The following is a 14947-nucleotide window of genomic DNA, read 5'->3' as shown; positions in this document are numbered from 1 at the left end:
AGAGCGAAGAACAATAAGTGAGCTGTTACAGCCCTGCCAACCGTCGGTTGCGGCCTTCCAGCCACGTACCGGCGAGCAGCGCCGCGATCACCGCGTAGGACCAGAAGATCAGGCCAACCGCATAAGCCCAGGCCATGCCGCCACCCGCAGAGGTGAGGCTGCCGATGTGGACCAACAGGCCAACCAGCTGGAACGCCGTGGCATACATCGGCCAGAAGCGGTCACTGGTGAGCGCCAGGGCCAGCAGGCCAAGCAGCAGACCAAAGCCAGCACGCCATATTCGACATGCTGATATTCGGCGGTGATCATGCGGGTGGCGAGCGTGGCGGCCAGGAAGCCGATCGCGGCCAATTGTTCGTCACGGCCGCCGAAACCGAAGGCCAACAAGGCCGCGGCGACAACGGTGACGACAGCAATAATTTCAAGAAACATCGTCCATACTCCAGACGAGAAGCGGTCTCCGGCGCATCAGCGCCTTGAACCAAGTTTCAGCTGAAAAAGGCTTGCGCCCAGATCACGCCGTTCTCAGGCAGCGATCGTGAGATGGCGGCGCGGAGCGACGGTCTCGTTGAGGCGGGCTTCTTCGGGCGGGCAGTTGCCCATGAAGTTCACGGCATCCAGGCCGATCTGGGTCTGCGCGGCGCGCAGGGCGGCGTGGGTGGCGATGATGCGCGAACGGGCCTGAACCAGCTGCTGGCAGGTTTCCATGGCGCCCATCAGGGCGTCCTGACCGATGCAGGCAGCCAGATTGGCTTCCTGGGCGGCCATCGGCATCACGGCGGTGAGTTGGGCCACAGCCGACACAGCGGCATTGATGGCGGCTTCAGCGGCGAACAGCTGCTCAGCAACTTTGTTCGCGGCGAGACGACGTTCTTTCAGCATAGCACAATCCTTTTTGAGAAAAGAACTGGCGGCTGATACGCGCAGCCAGTTGGTTAGACGCCCTTCCGGACGCCACGCAACTGGTTCCGGAAGTTCTAAACGAGTGTCTTCAGTGCAGCCAGGGCAGCGAGAATGCCGCCGAAGCTGAGCGCAGAGGCCATGGCGATCCCCATGATCCAGCCAAGCCTTTGGCCGATTCCGAGATCATTCTTCTGACCCCACGGCCGTGTCTGGTGAAACGGTGTGGTGTGGAATGGCCGGGCACCAATGCCAGGGTCGGGGGCTGCAATGCCCGGCCAATCCGTTGCAAGCGTCGCCGAAGCGATATTGCCTGATGGTGCAACTGGTTGGGCGAGGGAGCCACCTGATGGACCAACATCCAGCTTGCCAAGATCTGGGTGCAGCGTCCTTGCGAGGGATCCATGTTCAAGCTGATTGGGGTCGCTGGAGCGATTGGAGGCTGCACCCGGATCCTGAGAAGCCGGTGCCCCAATCGTCGCTGATTTCGCGTCGTCAGCAATCTCCGAAGCATGGTATATCAATTCCTGATACGCATCGCCGGTCGCGTTATCAGCAACGGGCTGGGCGATACCGAGGAGAATCTCGGTGTGTACAAGCGCGCGGGCTGCCTCGATCCGGTTGGTGACCTCAAGCTTGCGTATGGCCTAGCGCAGCCGCATATCAACGGTATGCGGCGACACACCGAGCTGGCGCGCGATATCCTTGCTGGTCATGTGTTGGAAAACGAGGCGCAGGCAGTCGCGCTCCGCATCGGTCAGCAGCGTCACACGCGGGTTGCGCGGGCCATCAGAGTCTTGCCGTGTTGCCACAATAGAACACAGTGACGGGAAGGCGGCAAAGTCAAGCGTTGCCACGCCCGCACCCCCGGAATTCTTGTAAATTCGACCACTGAACATAGCCGCGACCCCATGCGACGCTAGAAACCAACCTGATTTATGAGCCTTTCTCCAAAGGGAAACAAGGCAAAAAACACGCTTTGATCCCGAATGAGAATTAAAATCAACTTTATCTAAATCATTTTGCAATGGTTTGGCAAGGCTTGTTGAATTTACGAGTCAAACCCTCTGCCCAAGCCCAGCGAATCCCGATCAGCGGCGAATCACCCCGGATCGACCCAGGACGGGACATCCTCTCCAAACATGGGCTTTTCGCCGTTGGTAAGGCCTGCCACGATGGTGACTTATCAATGATTGAGATGGGGCTTGATAGGCTGATGGGCTGGGAATCAGAGATTGATGAACTGGGTCGCCGCCAGATTGCCGCGCATGGCATGGGCGGGCCTGAGAAACTCACGCGCCAACGCGACCAGGGCAAATTGAACGTGCGCGAACGTCTGGCGGCGCTGGTCGATCCCGGCAGCTTTCACGAGGTGGGCGAGTTGGCTGGCTTTGCCCGTTATGATGATGCCGGCGAGATGACCGGGTTTCAGCCGGCCAATTTCCTGTTTGGCAACGCGACGATTGATGGCCGGCCGGTGGTGGCGACCGCCGATGATTTCACCGTGCGCGGCGGCGCGGCTGATGCCAGCCTGCACCGCAAGTTGATCGCCGCCGAGCAATTGGCCAGCGAATATCACCTGCCACTGATCCGCATGATCGAAGGCACCGGCGGGGGCGGCAGTGTGCGCACGCTGGAAAGCGCCGGTTACACCTACATCCCCGAAATCCCGGGTTGGGAGCTGATGACCGCCAACCTTTCCAAGGTGCCGGTGGTGGCGCTGGGGCTGGGGCCGGTGGCCGGGTTGGGCGCCGGGCGGATGGTGATGGCGCATTATTCGCTGCTGGTGGATGGGCTGGCGCAGATGTTCGTTGCGGGCCCGCCGGTGGTGGCGGCTGCGGGCGAACATCGCACCAAGGAGGAACTGGGCGGCGCGGCCATCCATGCCGCCAATGGCGCGGTGGATGATCGGGTGGCGAGCGAGGCGGAGGCCTATGCCCGCACACGCTGGTTCCTGTCTTACCTGCCCTCCTCGGTGGAGGAACTGCCGGCGCGCGCCGTTAACCGCGATCCGGCGGACCGTGCCGAGGAATGGCTGATCGATGCGGTGCCGCGTGATCCGCGCCGGCTCTATCCGGTGCGGCCGATCGTGGAAGCGGTGGTGGACAAGGGGTCTTGGTTCGAGATCGGGCGGGAGTGGGGCACCGGTGTGGTGACGGGGCTGGCCCGGCTGGATGGCTGGCCGGTGGCGATTGTCGCGTCGAACCCGGAAAGCCTTGGTGGGCTGTGGACGGCGGCGACCGCGCGCAAGGTCGAACGCATGGTTGACCTGGCTGATACGTTCCATCTCCCGATCATCCAGCTGGTTGATAATCCCGGCTTCCTGATTGGGCGCCGGGCGGAGGAGGAGGCGACTATTCGCTGGGGTTCCAGGGCCTTAGCGGCCATATATCAATCATCCGTACCCTGGGCCTGCGTGGTGATGCGCAAGGCCTATGGCATGGCAGGCAGCGGCCACGCGCCGGCAGACCGCTTCCGCTGGCGGATGGCATGGCCGTCGGGCGATTGGGGTTCGCTGCCGATTGCGGGCGGATTGGAGGCAGCCTACCGCGCCGATCTGGAAGCCGCGGATGACCCAGCGGCGAAGCTGGCCGAGATCAAGGCGCGGCTGGAACAGGTGCGATCGCCGTTCCGCACGGCAGAGAAGTTCGGCGTGGAGGCGATCATTGATCCGCGCGCCACGCGAGCGGAACTCTGTCGCTTTGCCAACATGGCGCAGCGGGCGTTGAAGCCGGGGGTGAAAGGGCGGGGGTTGCGGCCCTGAGGGGGGCGTGCCTCAATCCTGCGGCGGCGGGCTCATCCCCATTGCCTGCATGCGCTTCATGCCTTCCATCAGCTCAGGCTGGGTGACGAACCCGTCCTTATCGGCATCGATCATGGCAAAGCCCATTTCGCGGCGGCCGGCAGCGAGCCATTCTTCCTTGCTCCATTTGCCATCCTTGTTGGCATCGGCGGCGATCAGGCGTTCGCGCGGGGTAGCGGGCGCTGCTGCCTGCGCGAAGGCCGGGGCGGCGGCGAGCAGGGCGAGAGCAAGGAACAGGCGCATCAAATCAAACTCCGGATGAGAGCGGGCACCCTATCAACGGCTGAGGCAGGCGCAACCCCCCGCTATTCCCGGCGAAGATTGTTCACGCGGTCGCGGGTGACGGGATAATCGATGCCTTCCGGGATGGTGAGCCAGGGTTCGCCATCAATCGTCTCAAACGCCGGCTGCACATAGGGGGCGGGCAGGGCGCTCACCCGTTCGAACAGCGTGGCCAGCGTTTGATATTGCGCCAGCCGGTGCATGTTGCACCAGGTGGGGAACACCATGGCGGCGGTGCCAGCGTCATAATCGGCGATGGCCTGCGCCGCCGTTGTCCAGCGCAGCGCTTGGGCCTCAAATCCATCGGGGCTGATCACCGCACTGGCGGAGCGGCCGGCATCAGCCAGATAGAAGCGTGTATCGAACCGGCGGACAATGGCGGCAGCAGCCGGCGGCTCCCAGCGGGCGAAGGGGATGAAGCGGGCGGCATCCACCTTGTGACCCATGGCGCCCAGCATGCCGGCAAAGCCCACGGCTTCGGCTTCATCCGGCCCGGCGGCGAGCAGGGAGCGGGCATGGGCCAGCGCCGCTTCGTCAGGGTGGGGGCCTTCGGTCAGCAGCACGCCGGTTTCCTCCAGCGCTTCGCGGGCGCAGGTGATGCGGGCGGCGGCGTCGAGATCTTCAAGGCCATCGAAGCCCATGGCCAGCAGTTCATTACGGGCGATGTGGATATCGGCGGTATCCACCCGACCGCCGGGGAACACCAGCGCACCGCCGGCAAAGGCGAGTTGTTCGCCGCGTTGCACCAGCAGATATTCAGGCACGCCGCCCGGCCCTTCGCGGGCCAGAATCACGGTGGCAGCCTGGATGGAAACGGGTTTGGCGGGTTCAGTCATGCGGCGATGATAAGCCGCGTCTTGCATGGCTGCATCCCTGTGCTATCGGGCAGGGGCGTCGCGCGCCGCAACGCGCGCCACCAACAAATGCGCGCCGGGCAGGGCGATTGAACGAAGGAGCCGATTGGCATGAGCGTGCGTCCCTGGCGTGACATCACCCGCCGCAAGAGCCGGCAGATCATGGTGGGCAAGGTGCCGGTGGGCGGGGATGCCCCGATCGCCGTGCAGACCATGACCAACACCCCCACCGAAGACGCGGGCGCAACGATCGATCAGATCCGCGCCTGCGAAGACGTGGGCGCCGATATCATCCGGGTGAGCTGCCCGACCAAGGAAGCCACCGCGGCGTTCCGTGCCATCACCCGCGCCGCCAAGGTGCCGATCGTGGCCGACATCCATTTCCACTACAAGCGCGCGCTGGAAGCGGCTGATGCGGGCGCCGCCTGCCTGCGCATCAACCCCGGCAACATCGGCAGCCGCGAACGCATCCGCGAAGTGGTGAACGCGGCCAAGGCCAACGGCTGCGCCATCCGCATCGGCGTGAATGCCGGCAGCCTCGAAAAGCATCTGCTCGAAAAATATGGCGAGCCCTGCCCGGAAGCGCTGGTGGAAAGCGCGCTGGAGCATATGAAGTATTTGCAAGACGAGGATTTCCACGAGTTCAAGATCAGCGTGAAGGCCAGCGACGTGTTCCTGGCGGTTGCGGCCTATAACGGCCTTGCCGAAGTGTGTGATTATCCGCTGCATCTGGGCATCACCGAAGCCGGCGGCCTGCAGGGCGGCACGGTGAAATCCTCCATTGGTATGGGCATGCTGCTGTGGGCCGGGGTGGGTGATACCATCCGCGTCTCGCTCTCCGCCGATCCGGTGGAGGAAGTGAAGGTGGGCTATCACATCCTGAAGTCGCTCGGCATCCGCGCCCGCGGCGTGCGCATCGTGTCGTGCCCATCGTGTGCCCGCCAGGGCTTCGACGTGGTGCGCACCGTGGAAGCGCTGGAAACGCGCCTCGCGCACATCACAACGCCGCTGTCGCTTTCGGTGCTGGGCTGCGTCGTCAACGGCCCCGGCGAAGCGCGCGAAACCGATATCGGCCTGACCGGCGGCGGCAACGGCCGGCACGCCGTGTTCCTTTCGGGCATCAGCGATCACGTGATCGACAGCGAGCAGATGCTGGAACATATCGTCAAGTTGGTGGAAGCCAAGGCCGCCGAGATCGACGCCATCAACGCCGCTGCAGCAGCGGCAGCGGCCTGATCCATGCATGGCGGACCGCCCCGGCCGCGCCGGTTGGAAGAACCCGTGCGCCAGCAGGCGGTGGCCTATGGCTATGCCGTCGCGCTTTGGTGTTTCGGCCTGGGCGCACTGGTCGTGCTGCTCGAAGCCATCGGCCTCGGCTTTGATGGCGACCGCATCACCTGGATCGCCGGCCTCACCGGACCGGCCGCACTGGCCTGGCTGCTGAAGCGGCTGTGGATGCCAGATCGGGTGGACCGGGGCGCGCGTTACTGGGTATTCGCGGTGCCATCGGTAAGCCTCGCCTTCTTCAGCGTGATGTGGATGTTCAAGGCGATGGGGCGGATGCTGTGATCCGTCTTGCCAGCGCCGGTCTGTGGCTGGGCGTGGGCCTGGCCAAAATGGCGGCGCTGGTGTGGTTGATTGACGAAAAGTGGCAGCAGGCGCTGCTGGCGCTGGTGCTGGCGTGGAGCCTCGCCGGGCTTGCCCTGTGGCTGCGGGGCTTGCGCCGCGCCTGAACTCCCGCCAATGCGGCAGCCATGATCCGCGCCGCCGCACTTGCCGATATCCCCGCCATCCATCGCCTGATCGTCGAACTGGCGATCTACGAAAAAGAGCCCGACGCGGTGAAGGCGACCCACGACGATCTGGCCCGCGCCCTGTTCGGGGAGCGACCGACGGCAGAATGTGTGTTGGCCGAGCAGGATGGCAAGGCCGTGGGGCTGGCGCTGTTCTTCACCAATTTTTCGACCTGGACCGGCAAGCCCGGGCTCTATCTGGAAGATCTGTTCGTGATGCCCACCGCTCGCGGTTTCGGGCTGGGCAAGGCGCTGCTCGTGCATCTGGCCGGCTTGGCCGTGGCGCGCGGCTATGCCCGCTTCGAATGGAGCGTGCTTGATTGGAACACGCCGGCCATCGGCTTCTACAAGGCGATTGGCGCGAAGTTGATGGACGAATGGACGGTGATGCGGGTGGAGGGCGAAGCGCTCACGGCGCTGGCGGCAGGGTAGCACCACGAACAGAAAAGGGCGGCCCAAACGGACCGCCATTTCTTGTACGCAACGCCGGGGCTCAGGCCCGCGGGGCGCCCGGGTGTTCCTTGTGCTCGACCATCAGGCGGCCTTCCTTTTCGGCATTATAGCGCTCAATCGATTCCATGATCAGCCGCTCGGCCGTGGCCTTGCCTTCAAAGCCCTGGCACTTCACCCACTTGCCCGGCTCCAGATCCTTGTAGTGACTGAAGAAATGCTCGATCTGATCGAGCACGATCTTGGGCAGATCGGTATATTCCTGCACATCGTCGTAGTAGGGATAGACCTTGTTGACGGACACGCAGATCAGCTTGGCGTCGCCGCCGCCATCATCTTCCATCATCAGCACGCCCACCGGGCGCACGCGGGCGATCGAGCCGGGCATGAACGGCGTGCGCGCCACGATCAGCGCATCGATGGGATCGCCATCATCGGCCAGCGTGTGCGGGATGAAGCCATAGTTGCACGGATAACGCATTGGCGTGTGCAGGATGCGATCGATGAACAACGCGCCACTCGCCTTGTCCAGCTCATATTTCACCGGTTCACCGCCCATCGGGCATTCGATGACAACATTGACATCGTGCGGCGGGGCAATGCCAATCGGAATCGCGTCGATACGCATGGGACTGGATTCTCCTATGTTCTTCTCGGGGGTTACGGGGCTGCGACACTCTTGTCCACGGTCCAATTGACGCGGAAGGAACGGATATGGCGATGATCGGGCCCTGGGTGGCACTGCTGGCAGGCGGCTTGTGTGAAGCGGGTTTCACCACGGCGCTGCGCCATATCGATGGCGGCCGCAATATCGGCGCTGATCGCCTTCCTGCTGTCGGTCACCGCCTCCATGGGACTGCTGGCGCTGGCCGGGCGGCAAATTCCGATGGGCACCGCCTATGCGGTGTGGGCCGGTATCGGCGCGGCGGCCACCGCCATCATCGGTGTGGCCTTCTATGCCGAACCGATGTCGATCGTGCGTGGCCTGCTGATTGCCGGGTTGATCGGCTGTATCGTCGGGCTGAAGGCGCTGGGTTAGGACCTACTTCCTCGGGCTGAGCAACATTTCCAGCGACGTCTGCTTCACCGCCCCGATGCGTTCCAGCCGCGGATAGCGCAGCCCGCCCGTCCACGCCCACTCCACCGTTCGCACGCGGTCATCAGTCTTCACCACCAGCTTGATCGGCGTGGCTCCGCCTTTTGCCGCCGTCACTGCGGCGCGCAGCGCATCATCGCTGAATGGCAATTCGTTCACGGCCAGCAGCACATCGCCCACGGCCAGACCAGCTTCATAGGCGGCGCTGTTCCACAACACCTGATCCACCTTGCCGGCAAGCCCAAGCAGCAGGCCGCCCGAAAACAGCAGATTGACCTGGCGCCGGTTTGCATCGGTGAAGGCGGCACTGGGCTTGTCGGTATAGACCAGCTTCCAGCCCGCTAGTTCCAGGCCCCTCAACGGCGCGCCGTCGGCCTTTTCCGTCAACCGTCGGGTGAGGTGGCTGCCCCAATCATAGGGCTGCACCGCGTTCAGTTCAGCCACTAGGCTGGCAAAATCATAGGGTTTCACCCCCCAATCGCCGTCGCCGGTGCCAAAAAAGCGCCGGGCGAAATCATCCAGGCTGCGGGCGCCGCCGCTTTCCCGCCGGATGATGGCGTCGGCTTCCAGCCAGATCAGCAAGCCTTCGGTGTAATAATCCTCGCTGCGCTGGAAACTGAGCCAGCCCTTGGGCGCGCGCGGCGTGATGATCGGATCGTTGGTGGTATCATCCAGGCTGCGCCAGCTGCGCGCTGGGCGGTTGTCCAGCGTGGCGGCGATGGTGGCGAGTTGATCGAGCGTGTCTTCCACCTTCACCAGGCCGGACCGCGTCTGCAGCACATAGCCCCAGAATTGCGTTTGACCTTCATACACCCACAGCATCGAATTGCGCATCGGCGTGCGGAAATCCGGCGTCACCAGATCGGCACCGCGGCGATGCTTGCCGTTCCAGCTGTGGGTGAATTCGTGCGGCAACAGGTTGCGGCGGCCAGGGCCGCGATCCCAATCGGTGAAATAGCCGGTGTCCACGCCGTTTTCGGAAGAGCGGTGATGCTCCAGCCCGATGCCGCCCATCTTTTCGGTGAGCGACAACAGCAGACCATAATGATCGAACTGACGGGTGCCGAACAGCTTCACCGCCTGGGTGACGAGCGCCTTGTGCTTGCCGATCTGTTCATCATTTGCCTTCAGGAAGCGCGCATCATCGGCGACCACGTTGAGCGTGACATTCTGGCCAAGATCCCACTTTGCGAAATGGCGGCCGGCGAAGAACGGGCTGTCCACCAGCGTCTCGTAATCGACCGTCTGATAGGAAACGCGGCTGCCGTCGCGGCTGGCTTCCCGCATGGCAGAAGCCGCCTGCCAGCCCTGCGGCCAGGAGACGGAGAGAGACACCGGGATCTGGCGCGTGAACCAACCGGCCGGATAGAGCGAGACGCTGTTCGGCTGCAGGTTCAGCATGTCCTGCGTCACCACGATGCGGCCCTGCGGGCCATCGGTGGCGGAAAGGAACTGGAAGCGCACATCGAGCGCGGTGGCACCGGCCGGCACGTCGACCCAGAAAGCGAACACGTCGATCGGATCACGTTTCCACGTCAGCACCTGGCCGCCGGCACGGATTTCCAGGCCGGCCAGCTTCTCGATCTCGCCGCGCGGCGCATGCTTGCCGGGCAGCCATTTCGGGAACAGCAGTGCCATTTTCTTGCCGGCGAGATCGGGCGGCACCGGGATGGTTTCCTCAACCTTGAACACGCCATGCAGCGTATCGGTGGTATCCACATGCAGGCGCAGCGTGCCGGGGAAGGGGGTATCCTTTGCCGCCGGCACCGCATCAACAATCGGCAGCGGTTGCGGCAAGGACCGCTGTGCAAGCACCGGAGCAGCAATGAGGGCGGAAGCGAGGAGAAGGAAGGTTCGCATGGTCGCTGGTTAGCGAAACGCGGCGCGGCAGGGAAGGGGGGCGTTGCGCGCATCCCGGTGCTGCCCTATTGGCGCGGCCATGAGCAAGGCACTCCAGAAACCCCGCGGCACGCAGGACATGATCGGCGAAGCGGCCGCCCACTTCGACCATGTGATCGAAACCTTCAACCGCGTGCGCAAGCTGCACGGCTTCGGCCGGGTGGAAGTGCCGGTGTTCGAAGCGACCGCCGTGTTCGCGCGCTCGCTCGGCGAGACGACCGACGTGGTCTCCAAGGAAATGTATGAATTCCAGGATCGCGGCGGCGATGCCATTTGCCTGCGCCCGGAATTCACCGCCGGCATCGCGCGCGCCTATATCGAAAATGGCTGGCAGCAACTGGCGCCGTTGAAGCTGGCCACATGGGGCCCACTGTTCCGTTATGAACGCCCGCAAAAGGGCCGGTTCCGCCAGTTTCACCAGCTCGATGCCGAGATTTTGGGTGCGGGCGAACCGGCCGCCGATGTGGAAGTGATCGCACTGGGCCAGCATCTGCTGGAAGAACTGGGCGTGGCGGGCGACGTGGAATTGAGCCTGAACTCGATGGGCGATCCCAAAACCCGTGCAGCGTGGAGCGCCGCCGTTGCCACCTATTTCGCTGCCCATCGTGGCGATTTGAGCGAAGACAGCCAGCGCCGGCTGGACGCCAACCCGCTGCGCATCCTGGACAGCAAGGATGCTGGCGACGCCGCATTGGTGGCGAACGCGCCGCAAATCGACGATTATTTCACGGTAGAGGCCGGCCAGTTCTTCGAGCGGTTGCAGGCCGGTCTGCAAGCCAGCGGCATCGCCTGGACGCGCAATGCACGGTTGGTGCGCGGGCTGGATTATTATCGCCACAGCGTGTTCGAATTCATCACGCATAGCCTGGGCGCGCAGGGCACGGTGCTGGGCGGCGGGCGTTATGACGGACTTATCGGCCACATGGGCGGCCCGGAAACGCCGGCCGTGGGCTGGGCCGCAGGGATCGAGCGTCTGGCGATGCTGGTGGTGGAACCGGCCTTGCCACGCGTGCAGGTCGCGGTTGTGCCTGAGACACCAGAACTGGAGCATGAGGCGATGAGGATCGCGGCCCACCTCAAGCGGCAGGGCGTGTCGACGATCATGCCGTTCAAGGGCAATTCAAGGCGTCGAGCTGCACAAGCTGCCAAAGCAAACGTCGAAACCATTCTTTATGTCAGAAATGGTGATATGAGCCGCGACAGCCTTAACTTGGTTGACCGCTTAAAGGATGCGGAAGCCGCTGGCCGCATGCTCCGTGTCCTCGGCAATTTGCCGTCTGAGTATCCGGCCCTGTCCGGTGAAAACGAGTAAATGAGCCTGCCCGTTGAGCGCATCGCCCAGATCGAGCGCCGCCATGCCGCCCTGGCGCACGACATGGGCAACCCGGCGCTGCCGCCCGAACAATTCGTGGCGCTGTCCAAGGACTATGCCGAGCTGACGCCGTTGGTGGAGGCGGCGCAGGCGTGGCGGGCACTGATCACGGAACGCGACGAACTGGCCGCCATTCCGGCTGCCGACGAAATGCACGGCATCGCGCAGGAAGAACTGGCCAGCATCAATGCGCGGCTGCCGGCCGCCGAGCGCGCGCTGGCGCTGAAACTGCTGCCGCGCGATGCCGCCGATGATCGGTCCGCCGTGCTGGAAATCCGCGCCGGGACGGGCGGGGACGAGGCCGCGCTGTTCGCCGGTGATCTTGCCCGCATGTATGAACGTTATGCTGCAAGCCACAGTTGGCGCTGGGAAATCCTTTCTGCCAGCGCGTCCGATGTGGGCGGCTTCAAGGAAATCATCGCCAGCGTGTCAGGCGCCGGGGTGTTTGCCCGGCTGAAGTTCGAAAGCGGTGTCCATCGCGTGCAGCGCGTGCCGGCCACGGAAGCCGGCGGCCGCATCCACACCAGCGCCGCCACCGTTGCCGTGTTGCCGGAAGCCGAGGATGTGGACGTCGCCATCGACGAGAAGGACCTGCGCATCGACGTGTTCCGCGCTTCCGGCGCCGGCGGCCAGCACGTGAACGTCACCGACAGCGCGGTGCGCATCACGCACATCCCCAGCGGGGTTGTGGTTGCGGTGCAGGATGAGCGCAGCCAGCACAAGAACAAGGCCAAGGCGCTGAAATTGCTGCGCACCCGCCTGTTCGATGCCGAACGCGAACGCCTGGCCAGCACGCGCTCGGCCGATCGCAAGGCGATGGTGGGCAGCGGCGACCGCAGCGAACGCATCCGCACCTACAATTTCCCGCAAGGCCGGGTGACCGACCACCGCATCACCCTCACCCTGCACCGCCTGCCCGAAATCCTGGCGGGCAGCGGTCTCGATGAACTGGTCACCGCGCTGATCGCCGAAGACGAAGCGGCGCGCCTGGCGAGTTTGGGGTGATCCGCGCCATCGACGCGTTGAATGCCGCTGCCGCCCGCATCGGCGGGGAAACGCAGCGCCTCGATGCCGAGGCGCTGCTCGCCCATCAACTTGGCTGCTCGCGTGGCGATCTGTTGCTCAATCCAGATCGCAACTTTGATCGGCAAGGCTATGAAAAACTGGTTGAACGCCGCGCCAAAGGCGAACCGGTCGCCCACATCACCGGCACCCGCGAATTCTGGTCACTCACCCTCAAGGTCAGCCCCGCTGTGTTGATCCCCCGCCCTGATACCGAAACGCTGGTGGAGGTGGCCCTCAAGCTGTGCGCCCACCCACCAGCACGCATCCTCGATTTGGGCACAGGTTCGGGCGCGCTCCTGCTGGCCTGCCTCTCGGAATGGCCGAACGCGACCGGGCTTGGTGTCGATGCCAGCTTGGCGGCCCTGGCTGTTGCGCAGGAGAATGCGCAGTCCACCGGCCTTGCTGGCCGCGCCAATTTTAGGCTCGGCGACTGGGGGGAAGGGCTGAGCGAACGTTTCGATCTGATCCTCAGCAATCCACCCTATATCGCTGAAACCGAAGAGCTCTCTGAAGAAGTCCGTACTTTTGAACCGGCCAGCGCCTTGTTTGCCGGCGACGACGGCCTCGACGATTATCGCCGCATCCTGCCGCAACTGCCCGGCCTGCTGAACCCTGGCGGCCTGGCGGTGCTGGAAATCGGCCACAAGCAGGGCCCGGCGCTGATGGCCATGGCGGCTGACCACGGCTTCACCGCCAGCCTGCACCCGGATTTGGCGGGCCGCGATCGCTGCGTCGCGCTAAACGTCCCGCCGCTCAAGCCGGCGGCCTGACCAGATCACCACCTGCGGCACGCCGTTCACTTGTGCCTCAAATCGCAAGCGTTCAGGGTTGTTGTCCGGATCATCCGGTACGAAATCCACCTTGCCGGTGCGACGCAGGAGACCGGCACCGCCCAGATAGAGTTGGTCGCCCCGCGCCACGATACTGACGCCGCCAATCCACGGATCATCGCTTTGATAATGGCCGGCCAGGGCCGCGATTTCGGGCGTGGTGGCGGGCAGGGGTGCGTTTACGCCCGATCGCACAAAGCGCCGGCTGCCGTGATCAAGCGCGATCACCGCTTTTTCGCGGCGCACTGCCACCAGTGGCCACTCCACCAGGCCCGGATGTGCCGTCACGAACAGGCCGCCACCTTGCGCCTGCAACGGCACGCGGGCACCATCCAGCTCCACGATCAGGCCGGGCAAGATGTCCAGTTTGGCCTGGCCATCGCTATAGCTGCCCACATAGTCGCCGGCGTCCGCGGGCAGGGCACCAAGGGCTGGCGGCGCGGGGATGGCTGCGCCCGCAGCCGCCGCCCGCAGCGCCCGCAGCGCATAGAGCGTGATGAGCCGCGGCCGATAATTGATTCCACCCACCGCGCAGCTGGCAAAGGCGCCAAGGCCCGCCGCTGCATCAACATGGAAAGACGAGGAAAAACACACCATCCCGCCGGTGTGGTGCAGCAGCGCCCGGCCTTCATCGGCGCGGTGCATAAGGCCCAGGCCATAGGTTTCAGCTGCGTTGGCAGGATCCTGCACCACCGGATTTTCCAACCACAGCCGCGCCTGTGCATCGGTGAGCAGCGGGCTGCCCTTGCCTTGGCCAACTGCGATCAGGAAATTCAGATAGTGAGCCATGTCAGCCAGCGGCGCCGCCACCGATCCGGCCGCCAGATTGGCATCCACCCACGGCGCCGGCGTCAGCGCCATGCCGGTCAACACCGGCCGATCGGGCCGCAAGGGGGTGTAACTGGCCGGATAGCGGCTGCGATCGCGCCACTGGATGGCGCCGCGCGTGTCGGTCATGCCCAGCGGCTTGCACACACGTTCTTCGATGATCTGTTTCACCGGCTTGCCTTCGATGCGCGACAGCGCCTGACCGACCAGATCATAACCGGTATTGCTATAGCTCCAGCCCTTGCCGGCGTTGAAACTGCGCCACAATTTCTCGCCCAACGCCGGCGCGAAATCTGGCAGGCCGGTGGTGTGATCAAGCAAGCCACGGATTGTGAAGGGCCCGCCCGATGAGACGCCGGGCAACAGGGCTTCGGGCAGATGCTGGCGCAGCTCATCGTCCAGAGTGAGTTTGCCTTCGGCCTGCAGCGACAGGCAGGCCAGCGCCAGGAAGCTCTTGGAAATACTGCCGATCTGCCATAGCTCATCGCCGCCCAGCGGGTGTGTCTCGCGATAATCGCGGGTGCCGGAAATTATGGTAAACGGCCGCCCGCCGGCCACCACCACCATGCCCATCGCCGGCAGGCCAAAATGCCGGCGGTGTGCTTCCAGATACGCAGCGATGGCTTCCAGTGCGCGGGCTTCAGCCGCACTGGCACCCGGCGCGATCAGTGTGGCGTTGGCGGCCCCGGCCAACGAAACGCCGGTTGCACCGGCCAGAAACAGACGACGATCGATTGGCATTGTATTTCTCCCCCGTCGCAGTGTGTAAGGGCAG

The 14947-nt window shown here is 64.2% G+C and carries 19 protein-coding genes; 10 read left to right on the top strand and 9 right to left on the bottom strand.

The window, feature by feature from the left end:
- Nucleotides 1-25: 25 nt before the first annotated feature.
- Entirely contained in the window at nucleotides 26-208 is a 183-nt protein-coding gene (locus tag Q7O19_RS03690; RefSeq protein WP_303782704.1) for a hypothetical protein, read from the bottom strand.
- A 77-nt stretch (nucleotides 209-285) separates the two neighbouring features.
- Between Q7O19_RS03690 and Q7O19_RS03685 the strand changes: the two genes are divergently transcribed.
- Nucleotides 286-480 carry a hypothetical protein gene (locus tag Q7O19_RS03685; RefSeq protein ID WP_303782703.1) on the top strand — a complete coding sequence of 65 codons (195 nt, stop codon included), beginning with the start codon at nucleotides 286-288 and terminating at the stop codon, nucleotides 478-480.
- A gap of 45 nt (nucleotides 481-525) precedes the next feature.
- On the opposite strand, the gene Q7O19_RS03680 is transcribed toward Q7O19_RS03685, so the two are convergent.
- From Q7O19_RS03680 to Q7O19_RS03670, 3 genes are all read right to left on the bottom strand, one after another.
- Nucleotides 526-882, bottom strand: a complete 357-nt coding sequence (locus Q7O19_RS03680; protein ID WP_303808729.1) for a hypothetical protein — start codon at nucleotides 880-882, stop codon at nucleotides 526-528.
- A gap of 95 nt (nucleotides 883-977) precedes the next feature.
- Entirely contained in the window at nucleotides 978-1424 is a 447-nt protein-coding gene (locus Q7O19_RS03675) for a hypothetical protein (protein ID WP_303808728.1), read from the bottom strand.
- Between the two features lie 123 nt (nucleotides 1425-1547).
- On the bottom strand, nucleotides 1548-1757 hold the full coding sequence (locus Q7O19_RS03670) for a LuxR C-terminal-related transcriptional regulator (RefSeq protein WP_303808727.1): 210 nt from the start codon (nucleotides 1755-1757) through the stop codon (nucleotides 1548-1550).
- Between the two features lie 359 nt (nucleotides 1758-2116).
- Between Q7O19_RS03670 and Q7O19_RS03665 the strand changes: the two genes are divergently transcribed.
- Complete coding sequence (locus tag Q7O19_RS03665) at nucleotides 2117-3664, top strand: acyl-CoA carboxylase subunit beta (protein ID WP_303808751.1); 1548 nt, start codon at nucleotides 2117-2119, stop codon at nucleotides 3662-3664.
- A gap of 12 nt (nucleotides 3665-3676) precedes the next feature.
- Here the strand turns inward: Q7O19_RS03665 and Q7O19_RS03660 are convergent, their stop codons facing one another.
- Nucleotides 3677-3946 carry a hypothetical protein gene (locus tag Q7O19_RS03660; RefSeq protein WP_303808726.1) on the bottom strand — a complete coding sequence of 90 codons (270 nt, stop codon included), beginning with the start codon at nucleotides 3944-3946 and terminating at the stop codon, nucleotides 3677-3679.
- 62 nt (nucleotides 3947-4008) lie between these two features.
- On the bottom strand, nucleotides 4009-4821 hold the full coding sequence (locus Q7O19_RS03655; RefSeq protein WP_303785295.1) for an NUDIX hydrolase: 813 nt from the start codon (nucleotides 4819-4821) through the stop codon (nucleotides 4009-4011).
- A gap of 129 nt (nucleotides 4822-4950) precedes the next feature.
- Here Q7O19_RS03655 and ispG point away from each other — a divergent pair, with 129 nt between their 5' ends.
- Genes ispG through Q7O19_RS03635 form a run of 4 tightly spaced genes read left to right on the top strand, consistent with a single transcriptional unit; the run spans nucleotide 4951 to nucleotide 7064 of the window.
- Nucleotides 4951-6075 carry a flavodoxin-dependent (E)-4-hydroxy-3-methylbut-2-enyl-diphosphate synthase gene (ispG, locus tag Q7O19_RS03650; protein ID WP_273434961.1) on the top strand — a complete coding sequence of 375 codons (1125 nt, stop codon included), beginning with the start codon at nucleotides 4951-4953 and terminating at the stop codon, nucleotides 6073-6075.
- A 45-nt stretch (nucleotides 6076-6120) separates the two neighbouring features.
- Nucleotides 6121-6408: a hypothetical protein gene (locus Q7O19_RS03645; protein ID WP_303808725.1), complete on the top strand. Its 288-nt coding sequence runs from the start codon at nucleotides 6121-6123 to the stop codon at nucleotides 6406-6408.
- Nucleotides 6405-6572 carry a hypothetical protein gene (locus Q7O19_RS03640; protein WP_273463724.1) on the top strand — a complete coding sequence of 56 codons (168 nt, stop codon included), beginning with the start codon at nucleotides 6405-6407 and terminating at the stop codon, nucleotides 6570-6572. Before Q7O19_RS03645 ends, Q7O19_RS03640 begins: the two co-directional genes overlap by 4 nt.
- A 21-nt stretch (nucleotides 6573-6593) precedes the next feature.
- A complete protein-coding gene (locus Q7O19_RS03635; RefSeq protein WP_303808724.1) occupies nucleotides 6594-7064 on the top strand; it encodes a GNAT family N-acetyltransferase in 471 nt (156 codons plus the stop codon).
- A gap of 61 nt (nucleotides 7065-7125) precedes the next feature.
- Here the strand turns inward: Q7O19_RS03635 and ppa are convergent, their stop codons facing one another.
- The gene (ppa, locus tag Q7O19_RS03630; protein WP_303808723.1) at nucleotides 7126-7710 is read right to left on the bottom strand and encodes an inorganic diphosphatase; all 585 of its coding nucleotides are present in this window, start codon (nucleotides 7708-7710) and stop codon (nucleotides 7126-7128) included.
- 168 nt (nucleotides 7711-7878) lie between these two features.
- On the opposite strand from ppa, the gene Q7O19_RS03625 reads away from it, so the two are divergent.
- Nucleotides 7879-8121, top strand: a complete 243-nt coding sequence (locus Q7O19_RS03625; protein WP_303808722.1) for a multidrug efflux SMR transporter — start codon at nucleotides 7879-7881, stop codon at nucleotides 8119-8121.
- A gap of 3 nt (nucleotides 8122-8124) precedes the next feature.
- Here the strand turns inward: Q7O19_RS03625 and Q7O19_RS03620 are convergent, their stop codons facing one another.
- Nucleotides 8125-10038, bottom strand: coding sequence for a M61 family metallopeptidase (locus Q7O19_RS03620; RefSeq protein ID WP_303808721.1), 1914 nt, complete (start codon nucleotides 10036-10038; stop codon nucleotides 8125-8127).
- 79 nt (nucleotides 10039-10117) lie between these two features.
- Here Q7O19_RS03620 and hisS point away from each other — a divergent pair, with 79 nt between their 5' ends.
- Genes hisS through prmC form a run of 3 tightly spaced genes read left to right on the top strand, consistent with a single transcriptional unit; the run spans nucleotide 10118 to nucleotide 13284 of the window.
- Entirely contained in the window at nucleotides 10118-11389 is a 1272-nt protein-coding gene (gene hisS / locus Q7O19_RS03615; protein WP_303808719.1) for a histidine--tRNA ligase, read from the top strand.
- A complete protein-coding gene (prfA, locus tag Q7O19_RS03610) occupies nucleotides 11390-12454 on the top strand; it encodes a peptide chain release factor 1 (protein ID WP_303808717.1) in 1065 nt (354 codons plus the stop codon).
- Nucleotides 12451-13284 carry a peptide chain release factor N(5)-glutamine methyltransferase gene (prmC, locus tag Q7O19_RS03605; protein WP_303808716.1) on the top strand — a complete coding sequence of 278 codons (834 nt, stop codon included), beginning with the start codon at nucleotides 12451-12453 and terminating at the stop codon, nucleotides 13282-13284. The genes prfA and prmC overlap by 4 nt, the downstream gene beginning before the upstream one ends.
- Here the strand turns inward: prmC and Q7O19_RS03600 are convergent.
- Entirely contained in the window at nucleotides 13252-14913 is a 1662-nt protein-coding gene (locus Q7O19_RS03600) for a serine hydrolase (RefSeq protein WP_303808715.1), read from the bottom strand. The genes prmC and Q7O19_RS03600 overlap by 33 nt on opposite strands.
- Nucleotides 14914-14947: the final 34 nt, after the last annotated feature.

The organism is Sandarakinorhabdus limnophila DSM 17366, from assembly GCF_945882885.1.
Taxonomy (GTDB): domain Bacteria; phylum Pseudomonadota; class Alphaproteobacteria; order Sphingomonadales; family Sphingomonadaceae; genus Sandarakinorhabdus; species Sandarakinorhabdus limnophila_A.
Note: the sequence above shows the minus strand (reverse complement) of the source record. Positions and strands in the feature narration are given on the sequence as shown.

What these genes read in the sequence shown, in the direction of transcription:
- Q7O19_RS03660 (WP_303808726.1), bottom strand. Translation starts at nt 3,946, where the DNA reads ATGCGCCTGTTCCTTGCTCTCGCCCTGCTCGCCGCCGCCCCGGCCTTC.
- Q7O19_RS03685 (WP_303782703.1), top strand. Translation starts at nt 286, where the DNA reads ATGCTGATATTCGGCGGTGATCATGCGGGTGGCGAGCGTGGCGGCCAG.
- Q7O19_RS03600 (WP_303808715.1), bottom strand. Translation starts at nt 14,913, where the DNA reads ATGCCAATCGATCGTCGTCTGTTTCTGGCCGGTGCAACCGGCGTTTCG.
- Q7O19_RS03690 (WP_303782704.1), bottom strand. Translation starts at nt 208, where the DNA reads ATGTATGCCACGGCGTTCCAGCTGGTTGGCCTGTTGGTCCACATCGGC.
- Q7O19_RS03665 (WP_303808751.1), top strand. Translation starts at nt 2,117, where the DNA reads ATGGGCTGGGAATCAGAGATTGATGAACTGGGTCGCCGCCAGATTGCC.
- ispG (WP_273434961.1), top strand. Translation starts at nt 4,951, where the DNA reads ATGAGCGTGCGTCCCTGGCGTGACATCACCCGCCGCAAGAGCCGGCAG.
- hisS (WP_303808719.1), top strand. Translation starts at nt 10,118, where the DNA reads ATGAGCAAGGCACTCCAGAAACCCCGCGGCACGCAGGACATGATCGGC.
- ppa (WP_303808723.1), bottom strand. Translation starts at nt 7,710, where the DNA reads ATGCGTATCGACGCGATTCCGATTGGCATTGCCCCGCCGCACGATGTC.
- Q7O19_RS03680 (WP_303808729.1), bottom strand. Translation starts at nt 882, where the DNA reads ATGCTGAAAGAACGTCGTCTCGCCGCGAACAAAGTTGCTGAGCAGCTG.
- Q7O19_RS03620 (WP_303808721.1), bottom strand. Translation starts at nt 10,038, where the DNA reads ATGCGAACCTTCCTTCTCCTCGCTTCCGCCCTCATTGCTGCTCCGGTG.
- Q7O19_RS03635 (WP_303808724.1), top strand. Translation starts at nt 6,594, where the DNA reads ATGATCCGCGCCGCCGCACTTGCCGATATCCCCGCCATCCATCGCCTG.
- prfA (WP_303808717.1), top strand. Translation starts at nt 11,390, where the DNA reads ATGAGCCTGCCCGTTGAGCGCATCGCCCAGATCGAGCGCCGCCATGCC.
- Q7O19_RS03625 (WP_303808722.1), top strand. Translation starts at nt 7,879, where the DNA reads ATGGCGGCCGCAATATCGGCGCTGATCGCCTTCCTGCTGTCGGTCACC.
- Q7O19_RS03655 (WP_303785295.1), bottom strand. Translation starts at nt 4,821, where the DNA reads ATGACTGAACCCGCCAAACCCGTTTCCATCCAGGCTGCCACCGTGATT.